14 protein-coding genes are annotated in these 15,977 nt (G+C 66.9%); 4 read left to right on the forward strand and 10 right to left on the reverse strand.

Annotated elements, in window-relative coordinates:
- Positions 1-286 precede the first annotated feature (286 nt).
- From ACYP5B_RS24370 to ACYP5B_RS24380, 3 genes are all read right to left on the reverse strand, one after another.
- A complete protein-coding gene (locus tag ACYP5B_RS24370; protein WP_459571364.1) occupies positions 287-1,471 on the reverse strand; it encodes a M20 aminoacylase family protein in 1,185 nt (394 codons plus the stop codon).
- A gap of 52 nt (positions 1,472-1,523) precedes the next feature.
- On the reverse strand, positions 1,524-2,834 hold the full coding sequence (locus tag ACYP5B_RS24375) for an MFS transporter (protein ID WP_459571365.1): 1,311 nt from the start codon (positions 2,832-2,834) through the stop codon (positions 1,524-1,526).
- A 634-nt stretch (positions 2,835-3,468) separates the two neighbouring features.
- Positions 3,469-4,392 carry a LysR substrate-binding domain-containing protein gene (locus ACYP5B_RS24380; protein ID WP_459571367.1) on the reverse strand — a complete coding sequence of 308 codons (924 nt, stop codon included), beginning with the start codon at positions 4,390-4,392 and terminating at the stop codon, positions 3,469-3,471.
- Between the two features lie 349 nt (positions 4,393-4,741).
- Here ACYP5B_RS24380 and hfq point away from each other — a divergent pair, with 349 nt between their 5' ends.
- Complete coding sequence (hfq, locus tag ACYP5B_RS24385; protein ID WP_400100636.1) at positions 4,742-5,113, forward strand: RNA chaperone Hfq; 372 nt, start codon at positions 4,742-4,744, stop codon at positions 5,111-5,113.
- A gap of 152 nt (positions 5,114-5,265) precedes the next feature.
- On the opposite strand, the gene ACYP5B_RS24390 is transcribed toward hfq, so the two are convergent.
- The 4 genes from ACYP5B_RS24390 to ACYP5B_RS24405 form a co-directional block, all read right to left on the reverse strand.
- Positions 5,266-5,670, reverse strand: a complete 405-nt coding sequence (locus ACYP5B_RS24390) for an FKBP-type peptidyl-prolyl cis-trans isomerase (protein WP_400100638.1) — start codon at positions 5,668-5,670, stop codon at positions 5,266-5,268.
- Positions 5,671-5,776: 106 nt separating this feature from the next.
- Positions 5,777-7,222, reverse strand: coding sequence for a short-chain fatty acid transporter (locus tag ACYP5B_RS24395; RefSeq protein WP_459571368.1), 1,446 nt, complete (start codon positions 7,220-7,222; stop codon positions 5,777-5,779).
- A gap of 10 nt (positions 7,223-7,232) precedes the next feature.
- Positions 7,233-8,210, reverse strand: coding sequence for a bifunctional Delta(1)-pyrroline-2-carboxylate/Delta(1)-piperideine-2-carboxylate reductase (gene lhpI / locus ACYP5B_RS24400; RefSeq protein ID WP_459571369.1), 978 nt, complete (start codon positions 8,208-8,210; stop codon positions 7,233-7,235).
- A 46-nt stretch (positions 8,211-8,256) separates the two neighbouring features.
- On the reverse strand, positions 8,257-11,685 hold the full coding sequence (locus tag ACYP5B_RS24405) for a molybdopterin-dependent oxidoreductase (protein ID WP_459571370.1): 3,429 nt from the start codon (positions 11,683-11,685) through the stop codon (positions 8,257-8,259).
- 95 nt (positions 11,686-11,780) lie between these two features.
- Between ACYP5B_RS24405 and ACYP5B_RS24410 the strand changes: the two genes are divergently transcribed.
- Positions 11,781-12,698, forward strand: a complete 918-nt coding sequence (locus tag ACYP5B_RS24410) for a LysR family transcriptional regulator (RefSeq protein WP_459571371.1) — start codon at positions 11,781-11,783, stop codon at positions 12,696-12,698.
- Between the two features lie 284 nt (positions 12,699-12,982).
- Here the strand turns inward: ACYP5B_RS24410 and ACYP5B_RS24415 are convergent, their stop codons facing one another.
- Entirely contained in the window at positions 12,983-13,216 is a 234-nt protein-coding gene (locus ACYP5B_RS24415) for a GDCCVxC domain-containing (seleno)protein (protein WP_400100647.1), read from the reverse strand.
- Between the two features lie 62 nt (positions 13,217-13,278).
- Here ACYP5B_RS24415 and ACYP5B_RS24420 point away from each other — a divergent pair, with 62 nt between their 5' ends.
- Complete coding sequence (locus tag ACYP5B_RS24420; protein WP_459571372.1) at positions 13,279-13,680, forward strand: MerR family transcriptional regulator; 402 nt, start codon at positions 13,279-13,281, stop codon at positions 13,678-13,680.
- Between the two features lie 39 nt (positions 13,681-13,719).
- Complete coding sequence (locus ACYP5B_RS24425; RefSeq protein WP_459571444.1) at positions 13,720-13,842, forward strand: hypothetical protein; 123 nt, start codon at positions 13,720-13,722, stop codon at positions 13,840-13,842.
- 22 nt (positions 13,843-13,864) lie between these two features.
- Here ACYP5B_RS24425 and ACYP5B_RS24430 read toward each other — a convergent pair whose 3' ends face one another.
- Together ACYP5B_RS24430 and ACYP5B_RS24435 are read right to left on the reverse strand one after the other, a co-directional pair.
- The gene (locus ACYP5B_RS24430) at positions 13,865-14,842 is read right to left on the reverse strand and encodes a Bug family tripartite tricarboxylate transporter substrate binding protein (RefSeq protein ID WP_400099204.1); all 978 of its coding nucleotides are present in this window, start codon (positions 14,840-14,842) and stop codon (positions 13,865-13,867) included.
- A gap of 159 nt (positions 14,843-15,001) precedes the next feature.
- Positions 15,002-15,913 carry a LysR family transcriptional regulator gene (locus ACYP5B_RS24435; protein ID WP_459571373.1) on the reverse strand — a complete coding sequence of 304 codons (912 nt, stop codon included), beginning with the start codon at positions 15,911-15,913 and terminating at the stop codon, positions 15,002-15,004.
- Between the last annotated feature and the right edge of the window lie 64 nt (positions 15,914-15,977).

Here is a 15,977-nt window from a genome sequence, read left to right on the forward strand (position 1 = left end):
TGGTCAAAGAGGTCGACTGAAGTTAACACCGTCAGATTGTGTTTACAAGTAGCACTGCCTTATCGAGGACGCCGATTTGTGGGCAAACCTCAGCCCCTCACGGGGAGAGGGTTGGGGAGAGGGTTGGGGAGAGGGTTGGGGAGAGGGGCGGTTTGACTAGGAGCCACTGGAATCGGAGCCAATGGTTTTTTCCAGCACGACGGCGTAGCTAGCGCCTGCCCTCTCCCCGGCTTGCTCTCCCACAAATGGGAAAGCAAACCGGCCACATTGCAGGTTCCGCAAATACTCACCCGCGCAAATACCCCTGCGCCAACGCCACCCAACACGCCGCGCCCAACGGAATCAACTGGTCATTGAAGTCATAACCGTCGTTGTGGATCGAGCAGCCGACCCACTCGCCGGTGCCATTGCCCAGCGCAAAATAGCACCCCGGCATCTTCTCCAGCATCCACGCAAAATCCTCGCTGCCCATCTGCATGGATGGCGGCACCTGGATGACCTTGTCGCTGCCCAGCACGCTGGCCACGGCCTGCCGCGCGATGGCGGTCTCTTCCACGGTATTGCAGATCGCGGGCGCCAGGCGCTCGTAGTCGATGTCCACCGCCACGCCGCAGGAGGCGGCCTGGTGCATCACCACCTCGCGGATGCGGGTCTCCAGCAGGTCTCGTACCTCCGGCACGGTAGCGCGCACGCTCAGTTTCAGCGCTGCGGTCTCCGGAATGATGTTGTAGGTGCTGCCGGCCTGCATCTGGCCCACGCTGATCACCGCTGCGTCGACCGGCGCCACGTTGCGCGCCACGATGCCTTGCAGCGCCACCACGGTAGATGCGAGGGCCAGCGTGGGATCCGTGGCGCGGTGGGGCATGGCCCCGTGGCCGCCCTTGCCGCGGAAGGTGATGGTGGCGCGGTCCGACGAGCCGCCCATCGGGCCGCTTTGCACTACCGCCATGCCTACCGGCAGGCCGGGCGCGTTGTGGAAGGCGTAGATCGCGTCGCAGGGGAAACGCTCGAACAGGCCGTCGTTCATCATGGCGAGCGCGCCGGTCATGCCTTCCTCGTCGGGCTGGAAGATCAGGTTGAGCGTGCCGTCGAAATTGCGCGTGGCGGCCAGGTACTCGGCCGCGGCCAGCAGCGTGGCGGTGTGGCCGTCATGGCCGCAGGCGTGCATGCGGCCTGCTACCTGGCTGGCGTAGGGCAGGCCGGTGCGCTCCTGCAGCGGCAGCGCGTCCATGTCGGCGCGGATGCCGATGGCGCGCGCGCCGTTGCCCACCTTCAGTTGCGCCACCAGCCCGTGGCCGCCCACGTTGTGCACGCTATAGCCCCACTCGCGCAGCAGCGCGGCGGCCATCTCGGCCGTGCGTGGCATGTCGGCGCCGAGTTCCGGATGGGCGTGGATGCGATGGCGCAGTTCGGCGAAGCGCTCGGCGGATTCGGTCAGTGCCAGCGGGATGTTTCCTGGGTGCTTGGTCATGGCTGCAAGGTGTGGGTCGTGCGTTCGGATGGGATGGGTTTTGCGCCGCGCGTCAGTCGCGGCCGGGGTGGCTGGGGAACAGCGCCAGCGCGATCAGGCTGACGCAGGAGGCCGTCATCAGGTACCCGGCAGGCGCCATGTTGCTGCCGGTGGCGCTGATCAGCCAGGTCACGATCAGCGGGGCGAAGCCGCCGAACACGGTCACGCCAAAGCTGTACATCACCGACATGCCGGTGGCGCGATGGTGGCGCGGCAGCGCTTCCATCATCAGGGCCGCACCCGCGCCGCTGCCAACCGACATCAGGGTAACGGCGCCGCCGATCAGCGCCATGGTGAGTGCAAGGCTGGGGCCGGAGGACAGCAGCGTGAAGTTGGGATACACCAGCGCCAGGGAGGTCAGCCCGCCGGCAAACAGCAGCGGCTTGCGGCGCGGCAGCCGGTCGGCCAGCAGCCCGAACAAGGGCGCCATCACCAGCATGGCAGCGCCGGCCGTGCATGCCGCCAGGAAGGCGGTGACGGGCGGCATATGCAGCGCGCTCACCAGGTAGGTGGGCATGTAGAACACCATGATGTACATGGATGAGGTGCTGCCAGTCATCAGCAGCATGCCCAGCAGCAGCGTGCGGCCATGCTCGCGGAACACCTTGCCCACGCCGCCATGCGCGCTGCCGCCTTCGTAGGTTTCTTGCAGGTGCCGGCGGATATACATGCCAACCGGCGCAATCAGCAGGCCCAGCATGAACGGCAGGCGCCAGCCCCACGCGAGCATGGCTTCGGGGCTGAGCGAGGCCGAGACCGCGGCACCCGTCAGCGCGCCCAGCAGCGCGGCGCCGCCTTGCGTGGCGGCTTGCCAACTGACCAGGAAGCAACGGTTGCGCTTGTTGGCTGTCTCCAGCAACAGGGCGGATGCGGCGCCGATTTCCCCGCCAGCCGACAAGCCTTGCAGCAGCCGGCCGATCACCACCAGCACGGTGGCGGCCACGCCAATGCTGGCATGGGTGGGCGTGAGCGCGATCAGCGCCGTGCCCACCGTCATCAGCACGATGGTGAGCGTGAGCGCCGCCTTGCGGCCGCGCTGGTCGGCCAGGTTGCCGATCAGCACGGCGCCCAGCGGGCGCATCACGAAGCCGACGCCAAAGGTGGCGAAAGACAGCAGCAGCGATGCCAGCGGGCTGCTGGACGGGAAGAACAGTTTGCCGATGGTGGCGGCAAAGAAGCTGTAGACGGTGAAGTCGTAGATTTCCAGCCCGTTGCCGATGGCGGCGGCAACGATGGCGCGTCGGGAATGCGGGCGGGCGGCAGTGGCGCCGGTGGCGGGCGCGGCGCCGGCCGGATGGCCTGGCGCGGTGTGGGCAACGGTCATGCTGTCTTCCTCGGGTGGGGTAGATGGGCAATGGGTGCGGCGTGGCCCCGTTGCTCTCGGTGTGGGGGCATGGTAAGAGCCACGCGGCAGATAAGCACATCGCTTTTTTTCATGGGTATGAGCATTGGGAATCAGGCAGGCTGCCGGATGCGGCGCGCGGGGTTTAACAGCGGTGCGCAATGCCGATGGCCGCGGTCATGGGGTCGTCGCCGGGGTGGCTGACGGGCACCAGGTGACGGTGTAGCTGGCGAGCGCCTTGCTGAAGACCCAGCCGGCGCGCAGGTAGGGGAAGGTGCGTGGCGTAGCGCGTGAAGAGCGAGCCGTTGGTGGCGCCGTTGGTGGTGCCGGTGTCGCTGTTTTACCGCGTGTGCCTTTGCAATTCCCGCTTGCTTCCGATCCCATCGCCTCGCTCTCCTGGCATGGCACACCAGAACCGGTGTGATGTGCCATCTTCGAGGCGGCGCGCGGCGTGGGGCAATTCGCTTGTTTTCATTGCCCTTCGATTTGGTTATGGCCCGTAACTAATTGAATGTTATGGGTTTTGGTCCGGAGGGCGGGTTGGCATCATGCTGCGCCTGCGCAGGGCTGGGGCATTGCCTGGCCCACTGCACATTGCCGGCGCATGCGGGCCCGCTCATGGGGCGGTGGGGTTGGCCGGTGGCGGATAGTGGCCCGCCAGCGCTTGCAGCACGGCGTCGTGCAGGCGCGCTGCCGCCCACGTCAGCACATGCCGGTCGCGCGTGACCAGCGAGATGATGCGGTCGGGCACCGGCTCGGCGACCTCGATGAAATCCATCCGCTCGGTGATGTACTCGCTGCCAAGCGATTCGCTGGAAAGCAGGATCAGGGTGTCCACCTGCCAGCACAGGTCCAGCGCCAGGGCCATCGATGTGCATTCGACCACCCGCGTCGGCACGCCCAGGCCATTGCCTGCAAATAGTTGATGAAACGGCGAGCTGGCATCGGACAGCGGATCCAGTGCCACCCAGTCCGCCTGCTGCAGCACGCGCACCGAACGCGCCGTGCGCAGCGGATGCCCACGCCGCGCGGCGATCACGGTGAGCAGGCGGCACACCTGGGTGCAGTCCAGCCCGCGGTCCGCCGGCAGCAATTGCGAGGTCACCGCGAAATCCATGGTGCCCTCGCGCAGGTGCTCCAGCAACTGCGCCGGGCGCATCTCCAGCACCCGCAGGCGGGCGTTCGGAAACTCGCGGCGAAACGTGCTCAGGCAGGCCGCCATCGGCCGCATCAGCGCCGTGACCGGCGTCACCCCCACGGTGATCTCGCTTTGCACCGTGCCTTTCATGTCTTCCAGGTCTTCGCGCGCGCGGCGCACATTCTCGCTGATCAGCCGCGCATGCGAGACCAGCCGCTGCCCGTAGGGTGTCAACTGCACGCCCTTGCTGGAGCGCACAAACAAGGTGGCGCCGACGCTGCTCTCCAGCTCCTTGATGGCCTTGCTCAGCGCGGGCTGCGTCAGGTGAAGGATGCGCGAGGCTTCCTGGATGCTGCCGGTTTCGGCAACGGCGGCCAGGGCGCGCAGCTGGTTGAGCTTCATGAGGGAGCCTGCTGGATCGTGGGCGGACATGTTAAGGGCAAAGCGCCCGGCGCGAAAGGACGCTCGCCTGGCGGCCCGGCGGGTTGTCCCAGGGCAATCATGTGGCCTGCAGCCGGGCCGGCGGAAGCGTTGGCACGCTCCTTGCGCGGGAAACTGCACCCGGCTTGCGCTAGAATGGCAAGCCTAGCCACTGTAAGCAATCATGATGCGACGCCATCCCGGCGTGCGTGATTCATCTTGCGTTAGCGCGCGAGCACCGATATTGTGCATCGGTGCACCGCCGACGAAGCTGCGCCGCAGTAGCCATCTTTCCCTCGCAGCCCTTCGTCTGCCTTATTCTCAATATCTCATGCAGCTTGACGACACCAACCCGCAAAACTCCTTCCTGAACACCACGCGCAAAGAGCGCAAGCGTGTACAGGTGTACCTGGTCAGCGGCATCCGGCTCGTCGGCTCCATCGAGTCATTCGACGCGTTCGTGGTGATGCTCAGCACACCCGGTGGCATGCAGACCATCTACAAGCGCGCCATCTCGACTATCCAGCTGGATACCGGCACGCGTCCTCCCGGTGGCGGCTCGCGCCCGCCCGGCACCGGCCCGCGCACGCCCGGCGCAGGCCCGCGCACGCCACGCGTGTCGGCCGATGGCAACTCCACCCAGGCACCCCTGGTGGTCACGCGCAAGCGCCGCTCCATGGCGCCCGGCGGCGCTGACGAGTAAGACTGGCAGCACTGCCGGGCGGGGCAGCCTCTTGACTTTACTTTTCTGGCCGTGGGTGTGGCATGTGCCTGGGTTGACTTTGTCTGGCCCGGCGAAGTAACGCCCCGGCCGGGAGGCCGGGGCGTTACGAAAAGCGGTGAGGCCGCGTCGCGTCAGCTGCCGATGCCCAGCAACTCGACTTCAAAGTTCAGCGTGGCGTTCGGTGGGATCGTGCCGGGCACGCCGCGCGCGCCGTAGGCGGTCGGCCCCGGGCAGACCAGCTTGGCCTTGCCGCCGACCTGCATCTTTTGCACGCCTTCGGTCCAGCAGGGGATGACGCGGTTCAGCGGGAACGAGATCGGCTGGCCGCGCTTGTAGGAGCTGTCGAACTCGGTGCCGTCAGTCAACGTGCCACGGTAGTGCACCTTGACCACGTCCGAGGCCTTGGGCGTGGCGCCGGTGCCCTTGACGATGTGCTGGATGGACATGCCGGACGGCAGGGTTTCCGCGCCCGGGGCGGCAGCGTGGGCGATGGAAGCCATTCCCAGGGCGGCAAGTAGCAGTGCGATCTTCTTCATGTGTCAGCTGGCAGAGTGGAGGGGAGAAGTTGGCCGGTCGCGCCGGCCGGAAAACCAGCATCTTAAACCGGGAACGGGATCCCTTGGCCACGCTGGCCAAGGCGCATCAAGGCATCACGGGCGGATGGTAGGGCAAGGTCGACGCAAACGCCCACAGCATGAACAGCACAAGCGGCGCGTGGACCAGCAACTGGGTAAAGGTGAACCCGACCACGTCCTTGGCCCGGATCCCCAGCACGCCCAGCAGCGGCAGCATCCAGAACGGGTTGATCAGGTTGGGCAGCGCCTCCGCGGCGTTGTACACCTGCACGGCCCAGCCCAGGTGGACTTGCAGCTCGTTGGCCGCTTGCATCACGTATGGTGCTTCGATCACCCACTTGCCGCCGCCCGATGGCACAAAGAAGCCCAGCACGGCGGAATAGACGCCCATCACCGCGGAAAACGATTCCTTGGTGGCGACCGAGACAAAGGCCGACGCCAGATGGTGCGACAGCGTCGTGCCATCCACGCCGGCTGCCTTGGTGAGGATGAACGCGATGCCGCCATACAGCGGAAACTGGATCAGCACGCCAGCGGTGGACGGCACGGACCTGGCCACCGCGCGCAGGAAGCGCTTGGGACGCCAGTTCAGCAGCATCCCGAGCATCAGGAACAGGAAGTTATAGGTGTTGAGGCTGGAGATCGCGAGGATCGGGTCCTTGGTGGTGAATTCGTGCACCAGCCATCCGGCGCCGAGGGCGACGATCAGCAGGGTCAGCAAGGGGCTGTATTCCAGCCATTCGCCGGGGCGCGTAGGGCGGCCAATGCCGTCGCCGGCATCGTCGAGATCCACGCCCATGTCCTGCGCGGTGCGCGCGCGCTCGCCCACCGGCGCTGAAAAGTACGCCACCAGCAAGGAGGCAGCGATCAGTACCGCCGTCATGGCCATCGATTGCCACAGGAAGATGGTCTGCGAAAACGGAATCACGCCGGTGACATCCAGCAGCGACTTGGGCAGGCTGGCGGGATTGGCCTGCAACTGAGCCGCGGACGAACTCAGTCCCAGCGCCCACGTGGCGCCCATCCCCAGGTAGGCGGCGGCGCTGGCCGCGCGATAGTCCACGCGCAGCCCGGTGCGCCGTGCCATGGCGCGCACCAGCAGCCCGCTGAAGATCAGGCTGATGGCCCAGTTGAGCAGCGAGGCCAGCAGGCTGACCAGCGCGACGAAGGCGATGGCGCCGCGCGCGGTGCGCGGCAGGGCGGCCAGCCGCTCGATCAGCAGGGAGGCCGGGGGCGAGGCCGCCACCACATAGCCCGAGATGGCCACCACCGCCATCTGCATGGTGAAAGGGATCAGGCTCCAGAAGCCGTCGCCAAACGCCCGCGCCACGCTTTGCGTGGGCGCGCCGATGGCCATCGCGCCGAGCGCCACGACGATCACAGCGATGGCGGCAAAGATGTATGAGTCGGGGAACCAGCGCTCGGACCAGTCGGTGACCTTGACGGCCAGCCGCTCCAGCCCGCCGCGGCTCGGGTTGTCCGGCGTGTCCAGCGATAGGGGGGTGCTTTTCATGGTTGTCTCCTTACATTGCCATGGCTTTTACGCGCGGCGTGGTGCCGTGCGAGCCTTCGAATCCTTCATAGGCCATGACCGCGGCCGCGAGATCTTCCAGCGCGGTGCCGACAGCCTTGAAGACGGTGATCTCGGTGTCATTCGTGCGGCCGGGATGGCGCTGCTGGCACAGATCCGCGAGCATGGCCCGGATGTCTGCCGCCATGAGCACGCCAGCCCCGATCGGGTGGAGCAGGTCGCCGGCCTTGAGCACGGCTTCGCTGGTATCGACGAAGACGGAGGTGGCATCGAAGCAGTCGTCGTCGGCCTCGCGCATGGCCGGCGTGAAGCCGCCGATCAGGTCCAGGTGGGTGCCGGGCCTGAGCCACGCGCGCTGCACGAGCGGCGAGGTGGAGAGCGTGGCCGAGGTCACGATGTCCGCGTCTTCGCAGGCGGCGGCGATGGTCGGGGCAAAGCGCGCGTCGAAGCCGTCGGCTTGTAGCCGTGCCGCCAGCGCTTCGCCCTGGCTCGCGTTGATATCCCAGACGGCAACACGCTCGATCGGCCTGACGGCCCGATAGGCATGGGGCAACAGGCTGGCGACGCGGCCCGCGCCGAGCACCAGCATCGACGCCGCCTCCTTCCGGCTCAGATAGGAGGCCGCCAGCGCCGACGCGGCGGCGGTGCGCCGGGACGTGATCTCGTTGCCATCGATCATGGCCAGCGGCTGGCCGGTGCGCGCGTCGTGCAGCAGGTAGGTCGAGTACAAGCCCGGCAGCCCGGACTGCGTATTGCCGGGGTAGATGGTCACGGTCTTCACGCCGAGGTAGGCGCCGGTTTGCCACGAGGGCATCAGCAGCATCGTTCCCGGCGCCGCGCCATGCGCATCGATGGCATGGCTGTGGCGCTTCGGGACCTCGCAGCCGCGGATAAACGCGTCGCGCAGGGCGGGCACGAGTTTGCCGAACGGCAACAGCGCGCGGGTGGTGTCGGAGTCGAGTATCAACATGTTGGCTTGGGTGGGGTTGGAAGAAGGGCGGCAGCGCCGGGTGCGATCAGGCATTCAGCACGATGTCGCTGGCGGGAACGGCCTGGCACGCCAGGCACACGCCGGCATCCTCAGGTTCCTCGCCATGCAGGTGCCGGATGCGGCCGGACACGATGGACACCGCGCAACTCTCGCACTGGCCGACCCGGCAGCCGCTGGGCAAGGCCAGGCCGAGTTTTTCGGCGAAGCCCAGCAAGGGTCCGTCCGCGCAGCGCCAGGTGCTGGTGGTGCCGGATCTGGCGAACACCACGTTGAACTGCTGGTCGGGCCCGGCGACCATGCGCTCGGGCGAGCGGAACACTTCCCGGAAGATGTCGGCGCTCGGCACGCCGCGGTCGGCAAGCGCATCGGCGAAGGCGGTCATCATCGGCGCGGGGCCGCACATGTAGACGAGCGGGCGCTGGCCGAGCAGCCTGGCTGGGACATGCTCGGCGCTGACGCGCCCGGCCACGTCGTAGTCGACGCCGGGCACGTCGCATGCCGCCGGACGGTCATAGAAGTTGACGACCTCCAGCCCCGGGAGGGTTTGCCGCAGCGCCCGGACGCGCGACCGGAACGCATGGGCCGCGCCGTTCTGGTTCGCGTACAGCAGCAGCATCTTCGGCGGATCGGCGAGGCCGGCCAGCGATTCGAGCAGGCAGATGAACGGCGTGATGCCGATCCCGCCGGCCAGCAGCACCAGCGGCCGCCGGGTGCGCACCGGCATGACAAAGGTGCCGGATGGCGAGCGCAGGGCGACCGTATCGCCAACTGCAAGGCAGAGGTTGATATGCGAGGAGGCGCGCCCGAATACGGCCTCGCCGGTATCCGACCGGCCCGCCGCGCGGCGCACGGAGATGGTGTAGCCGCGCCGCCCCGGCAAGACGGCGGGGCCGGTAAGCGAATACGAACGCACTACTTCTTCGCCGGCGGGTGGCACGGTGAGCTTGATCGTCACATGCTGGCCCGGCTGGAAGTCCGGCAGGCCGCCGCCGTCGGCGGGTTCCAGGAACACCGACGTGACCTCAAAGGCCTCCTTCACGAGTTTGGCAACGCGGAAGGCGCGATAACCGTCCCACCGGCGGCGCGCCACGTCAAAAGCGGGATCGCGCTCCACATTGCAACGGTAGGCGCGCAGCGGCACGGAGCCGCTGACCGGGTCGATGCTGTCCGCTGCGATCAGGCCGTTGTAGTTGCTGTTGCCCGGGCCCGTGGCATCCAGCGCGGTTTGGCCAAGCCCATCACAACGCTGCCACCAGCCAAACTCCCCGACCACCACGCGCGGATGCAGGCCCTCCCTGATCTTGGCGATAAACCTTGCGCTGCCGATGGCCGTGGTCACCCGGATCGCATCGCCGCTGGCAATGCCGCGCGCGGCTGCCAGCGCCGCCGGGATTTCCGCTTCGGGCTGCAACGCGCGGCGCCGCAGCGAGGGCAGGCCGCGATGCTGGCTGTGGCAGTAGTAGCCGCTTTTGGCCGAGGTCAGGACGAAGGGATAGGCATCGCCAGACAGGCCGTTTGCGTCGTCAGCCTCTTCGGGCTGCTGGCCGGCGCGTGGCAGTGGCGGATAGCCGTGGCGCAGCAGCTGCTCGGAGTAGAGCTCGACCAGCCCCGTTTGTGTATGGAAAGCGCGCTCGCGCGGCCGGCTCGCATACTTGCGCTCCACGTCTGCAACGGGTACGCGGATGCCTTCCGGCTGCTCACGCAACTGGCCCACGGTCAGGCCGGAAGGGGCGAGCATATGATTCCATCCTGCCTCCAGGCTGCCGCCGAAGAACGCCTCCGACATGCCCAGCCTGACGGCAAGGCCGAACACGATGTCATTGTCCGAGCGCGACTCGCCGCGCGGCGACACCATGCGCTGGCGCAGTTGCACCAGTTGCTCGGCCTCGGCGGAGATTTCGAAGCCGATGCGCAGGCCTTCGCGCTCCCACGGCGTGTTGACCGGCAACAGGATATCGGCGTAACGGGAACTGGGCGTCTCGAACAAATCGCAATGCACGTAGAAGTCCAGGCTGCGCAGGGCGCGCTCGCCGTCTTCCACATCGGCTTGCGAGAGCAGGGGGTTGGTGCCGAATGCCACCAGGGTGCGTATGGCATAAGGCTGCGCGTGCAGGATGGCCCGGTAAAGGTCGCGCGCGGTGACCCATCCCTGCGCGGGCGGGCCGAGCGGCCTCGCGTCATGGCCTAGCGCCTTGCTCTTCTGCGCTGGCGGCAGCAGGTCGAAACTGCTGACCGGGTTGTACGGCGGCTTTTGATAGATGCGGTTGCCGCCCAGCTTGTCGAAGCTGCCGGTCAAGGCGTAGAGGCAGGCGATTGCCCGGTCCGTCTGGGTGGCGTTGTCGTGCTGGCCCACGCCGGACCAGGCGTGATAGGCCACGCGCCTGGCCGCGCCGAACAGGCTGGCCGCATGGCGGATATCCGCCTCCGCCACCCAGGTCAGCGCGGCGGCCACGTCGGCCGGATAGCGGGCACATTCGCTGGCGTAAAGGTCGAAGGCGGGGCGGCACGCGAGCGTGGCCGTGGCGTGGCTCACCTCGAACGTGCCTCTTAGCGCAACCCGCTCGTTGTCCCCACCGGCCAGCGTCGACGACGGCCGGGCCTGCCCGGCATGGGCATCCCAGACCAGGTAGGCATCGCCATCGGCCAGCCCCACGTCGCGGCCACGCAGGAAGCGCCCGTTGTCGCTGCGCACCAGCAAGGGGCCATTGGTCCATTGCCGCAAGAAGCCGAGGTCGAATGCATTGGCTTCGATCAGCAGGTTGGCGATCGCCAGGGCGAGCACGGCGTCCGTGCCCGGCCGCACGCGCAGCCATTGCTCCGCCTGGCTCGCCAGCGCCGTTTCCCTGGGGTCCACCACCAGCAGCTTCGCCCCGGCGGCCCTGCCGGCGCCAATCGCCTCGGCCTGCGACAGCCAGGTATTGGTCGGGTTATGGCCCCACAGCACGATGAGCTCCGCGTTGCGGTAATCCGCGGTCGGCATGCCGCAGCCGAAGGTGAAGGCGTGCGCGTAGTCCTTGTGCCAGTTGCAGATTTCCGTGGCGTAGCAGGTGTTGGGGCTGCCGAAGAGCCGGATAAACCGCTCGATCCAGTCGATGCTGTCCGACAGCGGCGTGCCGCTCGGCGTGGTGACGGCAAACGCCACTGACTCGGCGCCAACCTCGCGCCTGGCCTGCAGCATGCGCTGCGCGACCTCGGCCAGGGCCGCCTCCCAGCTGATGCGCTGCCAGCCGGGATCGGCATCGGTCTTGGGGTTGGTCCGGCGCATCGGGTACAGGACACGGTCCGCGCTATGGACCAGTTCCGGCGCGGATTTGCCTTTCATGCACATCGCCTTGCCCGTCGGATGCGAGGGATCCGGGCGCACGGCGATCAGCGCATCGTTGGCCACTACGTTGACCGTGCCGCATCGGGAGCGGCACAACGTGCAGTAGCCGCGCTTATCTTCCTGGATCATGGTTGTCACCGCATCTTGTCTCTTGACTGGATGCTAGCTAGCATGGGGAAGTATTTCTAATTCATAATTTCGACATAGCAATATCGGAAAAATCGATGCTCCCCACTTTGAAGCAACTGCAGCATTTCGTGGCGATTGCCGAGACCGGGCAGGTGTCGCGCGCGGCGCTTCGCTGCCATGTCTCGCAGTCGTCCATGACGGCCTCGCTGAAGACCCTGGAGGAGGCGGTGGGTGTGCGGTTGTTTGCCCGGCATGCCGGCGGCGTGCGCCTTACCGAGGCCGGTACGCGTTTCCTGCGGCATGCGCAGCAGATCGAGGACGCCGTGCTGGATGCGGTGGAAGCCGTCAGCGTGGCGCCGGTCGATATCAAAGGCACGGTGCGCATGGGCGTGACGGAGACCATCACGGCCTACGTGCTGCCCGGCCTGCTGGCATCCATCGAGCGAAAGTTTCCCGGGCTCCGGCTTGAGGTGCTGGAGCGGGAGCGCCATGACATCGAGCGGGGCATCTTGCGTGGCGAGATCGATATTGCCCTGCTCCTGGTCTCGAACCTGCCCGGGCTCGACCACGTCACGTGCGAGACGCTGCTGCGCTCGCCAAGGCAGCTATGGGGCCACCCCGAGCACCCGCTGATGATGGCGGACCGCATCGCCCTGGCGGACGTGGCACGGCATGACTACATCCTGCTCGACATGGACGAGCATATCGCTACGGTCGGCAAATACTGGGGGCAATATGGCCTGGCGCCCCAGGTCCGCTACCAGAGCTGCTCGATCGAGGCGGTGCGCAGCCTGGTCGCGGCCGGTCGCGGGATCGCCATCCTGTCCGACCTGGTTTACCGGCCCTGGTCGCTGGAGGGGCAGCGGATTGTGCGGCGCGGGATTGCTGACAAGGTGCCGTCGATGGACGTGGGGCTGGTGTGGAAACGGGAACCCGCCACGCCGGCCAACGTGGTGGCGCTGGCAGACTACCTGCGCAGTGCGCTCAAGGGCAGGCAGAGGGCGCGGATGTGAGCTGCGGGCCCGTGCCAGGGTCAGTGAGGGTCAGTGGCCAGCGCCGGACTCCCGCGGCCGCAAGGCAGGACCCGGCTGGCTGCTCCCGGCCGGCTCGCGGGCTTTGCGCAAGATCCGTTGAAGCTCGTTTTCCGCAATCACCCCTTCGCTGCACGCGGGGCACTTGAGCACGGTCAGGAGGATGGACGCGCCCACCTCCGGCCCGTTTATCTCCAGCGTTGTCGCTGACAAGTCAGATTTCCTGCAGCTTGGACATAGCATGGTGCGAGGGGGGCGATGAGGGGTCAGGGAGCAGGCGCGAAGCATCGCTTGCGCTGGCCAGGTTCTTGCTGGCGCGGCGGGCAGCGGGTATCGCCATAGGAGCAGAACACGCAGCAGTCCCCGGGCTTGGGTTTGAGCACGGCGTTGCAGCGCTCGCACGCATAGAACCACTGGCACGCGTCGGTGGGCATGTTCTCGGCGCGCCGGTGTCCGCAATGTGGACAGGTGATGATCGAGTGCAGCAGGACTTTGCCCATCCCCTTCCCTTAAGGCCAGCTTGCACGTAGTCTAGGTGCGTACTCAGGTACGGAGTCAAGCGATGGCATCGACACTGACGATCGGGCAGGTGGCCAAGGCGGCAAATGTGGGCGTGGAAACGGTGCGCTACTACCACCGGTGCGGCCTCTTGCCGGTCCCACAGCGAGCGCCTGGCGCCATCCGGCAATATCCACGTGAAAGCCTGCAGCGGCTGATCTTCATCCGCAGAGCCCAGGCGCTTGGATTCACGCTGGATGAAATCCGCGCCTTGCTGCAACTCAATGACGGTAGCACGTGCGGGACCGCGCGCACGCTGGCCGAGCGCAAGCTCCAGGCGGTGGAAGCGCGGCTGCTGGAGTTGCAGGCGCTGCGTACCGACCTGCACAGGTTGATCGGGCAATGCCACGCCAATGGCGGCACCGGCTCGTGCCCCTTGATTGACACATTGTGCGCGTCCAGTTAGCCGTCCAGCTCCCCACGCGCCATGTATCTTCCATAGTTCTTGCACGGCGCCAGCATCACCACCAAGGAGGCCAAGGGCTTCAGCCTTTACCTGCTGCGGGCGATCATCGATGGGCGCGGCGCAGAGGTGGTGGACCTGGCCAGGACGAACCTGTGGCGATAGCGCTGGCCCCTGACGCCTGCAGCTAGTCGATCCGCGCGCCGCTCGCCTTGACGATCGGCCGCCAGGCCTGGTACTCGGCCGCCACGAACTTGCCGAACGCATCCGGTGTGTATTGCATCGGTTCCGCGCCTTGCATGACGAACTTCTTGCGGATATCGGGGCTATTCACGGCGCTGGCCACGGCCTTGTTCAGCTTGGCGACCACATCGGGCGGCGTGCCCTTGGGGGCGAACAGGCCAAACCACGCGCCGGTTACCAGGTTCTTCACGCCGGCCTCGGCCATGGTCGGCGTCTCGGGCAGCGCTTCGGCGCGCTTGGCGCTGGTGACTGCCAGCGGGCGCAGTTGCCCCGCGCGGATATGGCTCATCACCGACGGGATGGTGGCGAACATGAACTGCACGCGCCCGGCCAGCAGGTCGTTCAGGGCATCGGCGCCCTTGTAGGGCACATGCACGGCGTTGGCGCCGGTGCGCTCGTTGAGCAGCGCGCCGGACAAATGCGCGGCGGTGCCAACGCCCGTGGAAGCGAAGTTCAGCTTGCCGGGGTTTGCCTTGGCATAGGCCACCAACTGGGCGACGTCGCTGGCCGGCACGCTCGGATGCACCACCAGCACGTTAGGCACGTCGGCGATCGGCGCGACCGCGGCCAGCGCGGTTTGCGGGTTGACCTTGAGGTTGGGGTACAGCGTGGGATTGATGGCGACCGGGCCCACCGACGTGGCCAGCAGCGTATAGCCGTCCGGCGCGCTCTTGGCGACGAACTCCGTGCCGATGTTGCCGCCCGCTCCCGGCCGGTTCTCGACGATCACTGTCTGCCCCAGGCTCTGGCCGAGTTGGTTGCCGACTTCGCGGGCGAGGATATCGGTGGTGCCACCCGCGGAGAACGACACCACGATACGGATAGGTTTGCTGGGATAGGTTTCGGCATTGGCGCCGGTGCTGGCACCGGCGATGGCAAGCGAAAGCAGCGCGGCGGCGGCTAGCCGCTGTGGCAGGGTCATGTCTGTCTCCACGAGAATAGAGGTGGTTTCGGCCCGCGCTACTTTGGCGCGTGCCACCAGAGACATGGTACGAAGCTGGTCTCGTCCAGCGTTGATTAAATAGAAACGCTGCTTTCTTTCATGATGATGGCGCGGGCCTTCAGCGCGCCGCCGCCTGGCCTAGCGCGAGCGCTGGTAATGCCGCTCCATTGTCGCGCACTGGCCCAGGTAGTCCAGCAGCTTGGCCGTCCCGGCCGGCAGCGATTGCCGGTCGCGCACGCAAACATAGAAGTTGCGCGTGGCCCACGCATCGGTCAGCGTCAGCAGGCTCAGCCCCATCATCGACAGGTAGTTCTTGGCGATGCCCTCCGGCACCACGGCAATGCCCAGCCCCTCGCGCACCATCCGGCAGCGCGCCTCGAAGTTCGATACCTGCGTCTTGACCGTCAGCGGCCGCGAGATGGTGCTGTTCGCCAGTTGCAGGAAGGCATCGAAGGTATGGCGCGGGAAATAGCCGAGGAAGTCGTAATCCAGCGCTTCTTCCAGTTGCAGCGAGCCTTTGGCTTCCAGCGGGTGGCCGCGCGGCACCACCAGTCCCACCCGGTCCGAGCGGTAGGGCAGGGAGAACACGCCGGGGCTGGGCGCTTCGGCGTGATAGATGCCGATGTCGGCGTCGCCGTTGGAGACCATGCGCGGAATGTCGAAGCTGAACGATTCGATCAGGTCGATGCGGCTGTCCGGCGCGCTGTGCAGGAAGCCGCTGATATCGGTGGGCAGGAACTGGAGGATGGTGGAGCGGTTTGCCGCCAGGCGGATCTTGGCGATGCCGTCCATCGAATAGGTGACGAGCGCCTCTTCGGCCAGCTTGATGCTGCGGACGATGGCCCTGGCATGCTGGTAGAGCATGGCGCCGGCCGGCGTGGGCTCCACGCCGCGGCCATGGCGCACCAGCAGCGCGGTGCCGACCTGGCGCTCCAGCTCGGAGATGCGTTTGCTGGCTGCCGAGGTGACGAGATGTTGGCGTTCGGCTGCGCGCGAAAGGCTTTTTTCCTCGACGGCGGCGATGAGAACTTCCAGGGAGGCGATATCCATGCGGGTGTCTGCGGCTAGGTGGGGCTAGGTGGGTCTACGTGCGTCCGTGTGCGACTGTGCGCGG

It is taken from the genome of Cupriavidus sp. 8B, from assembly GCF_054589115.1.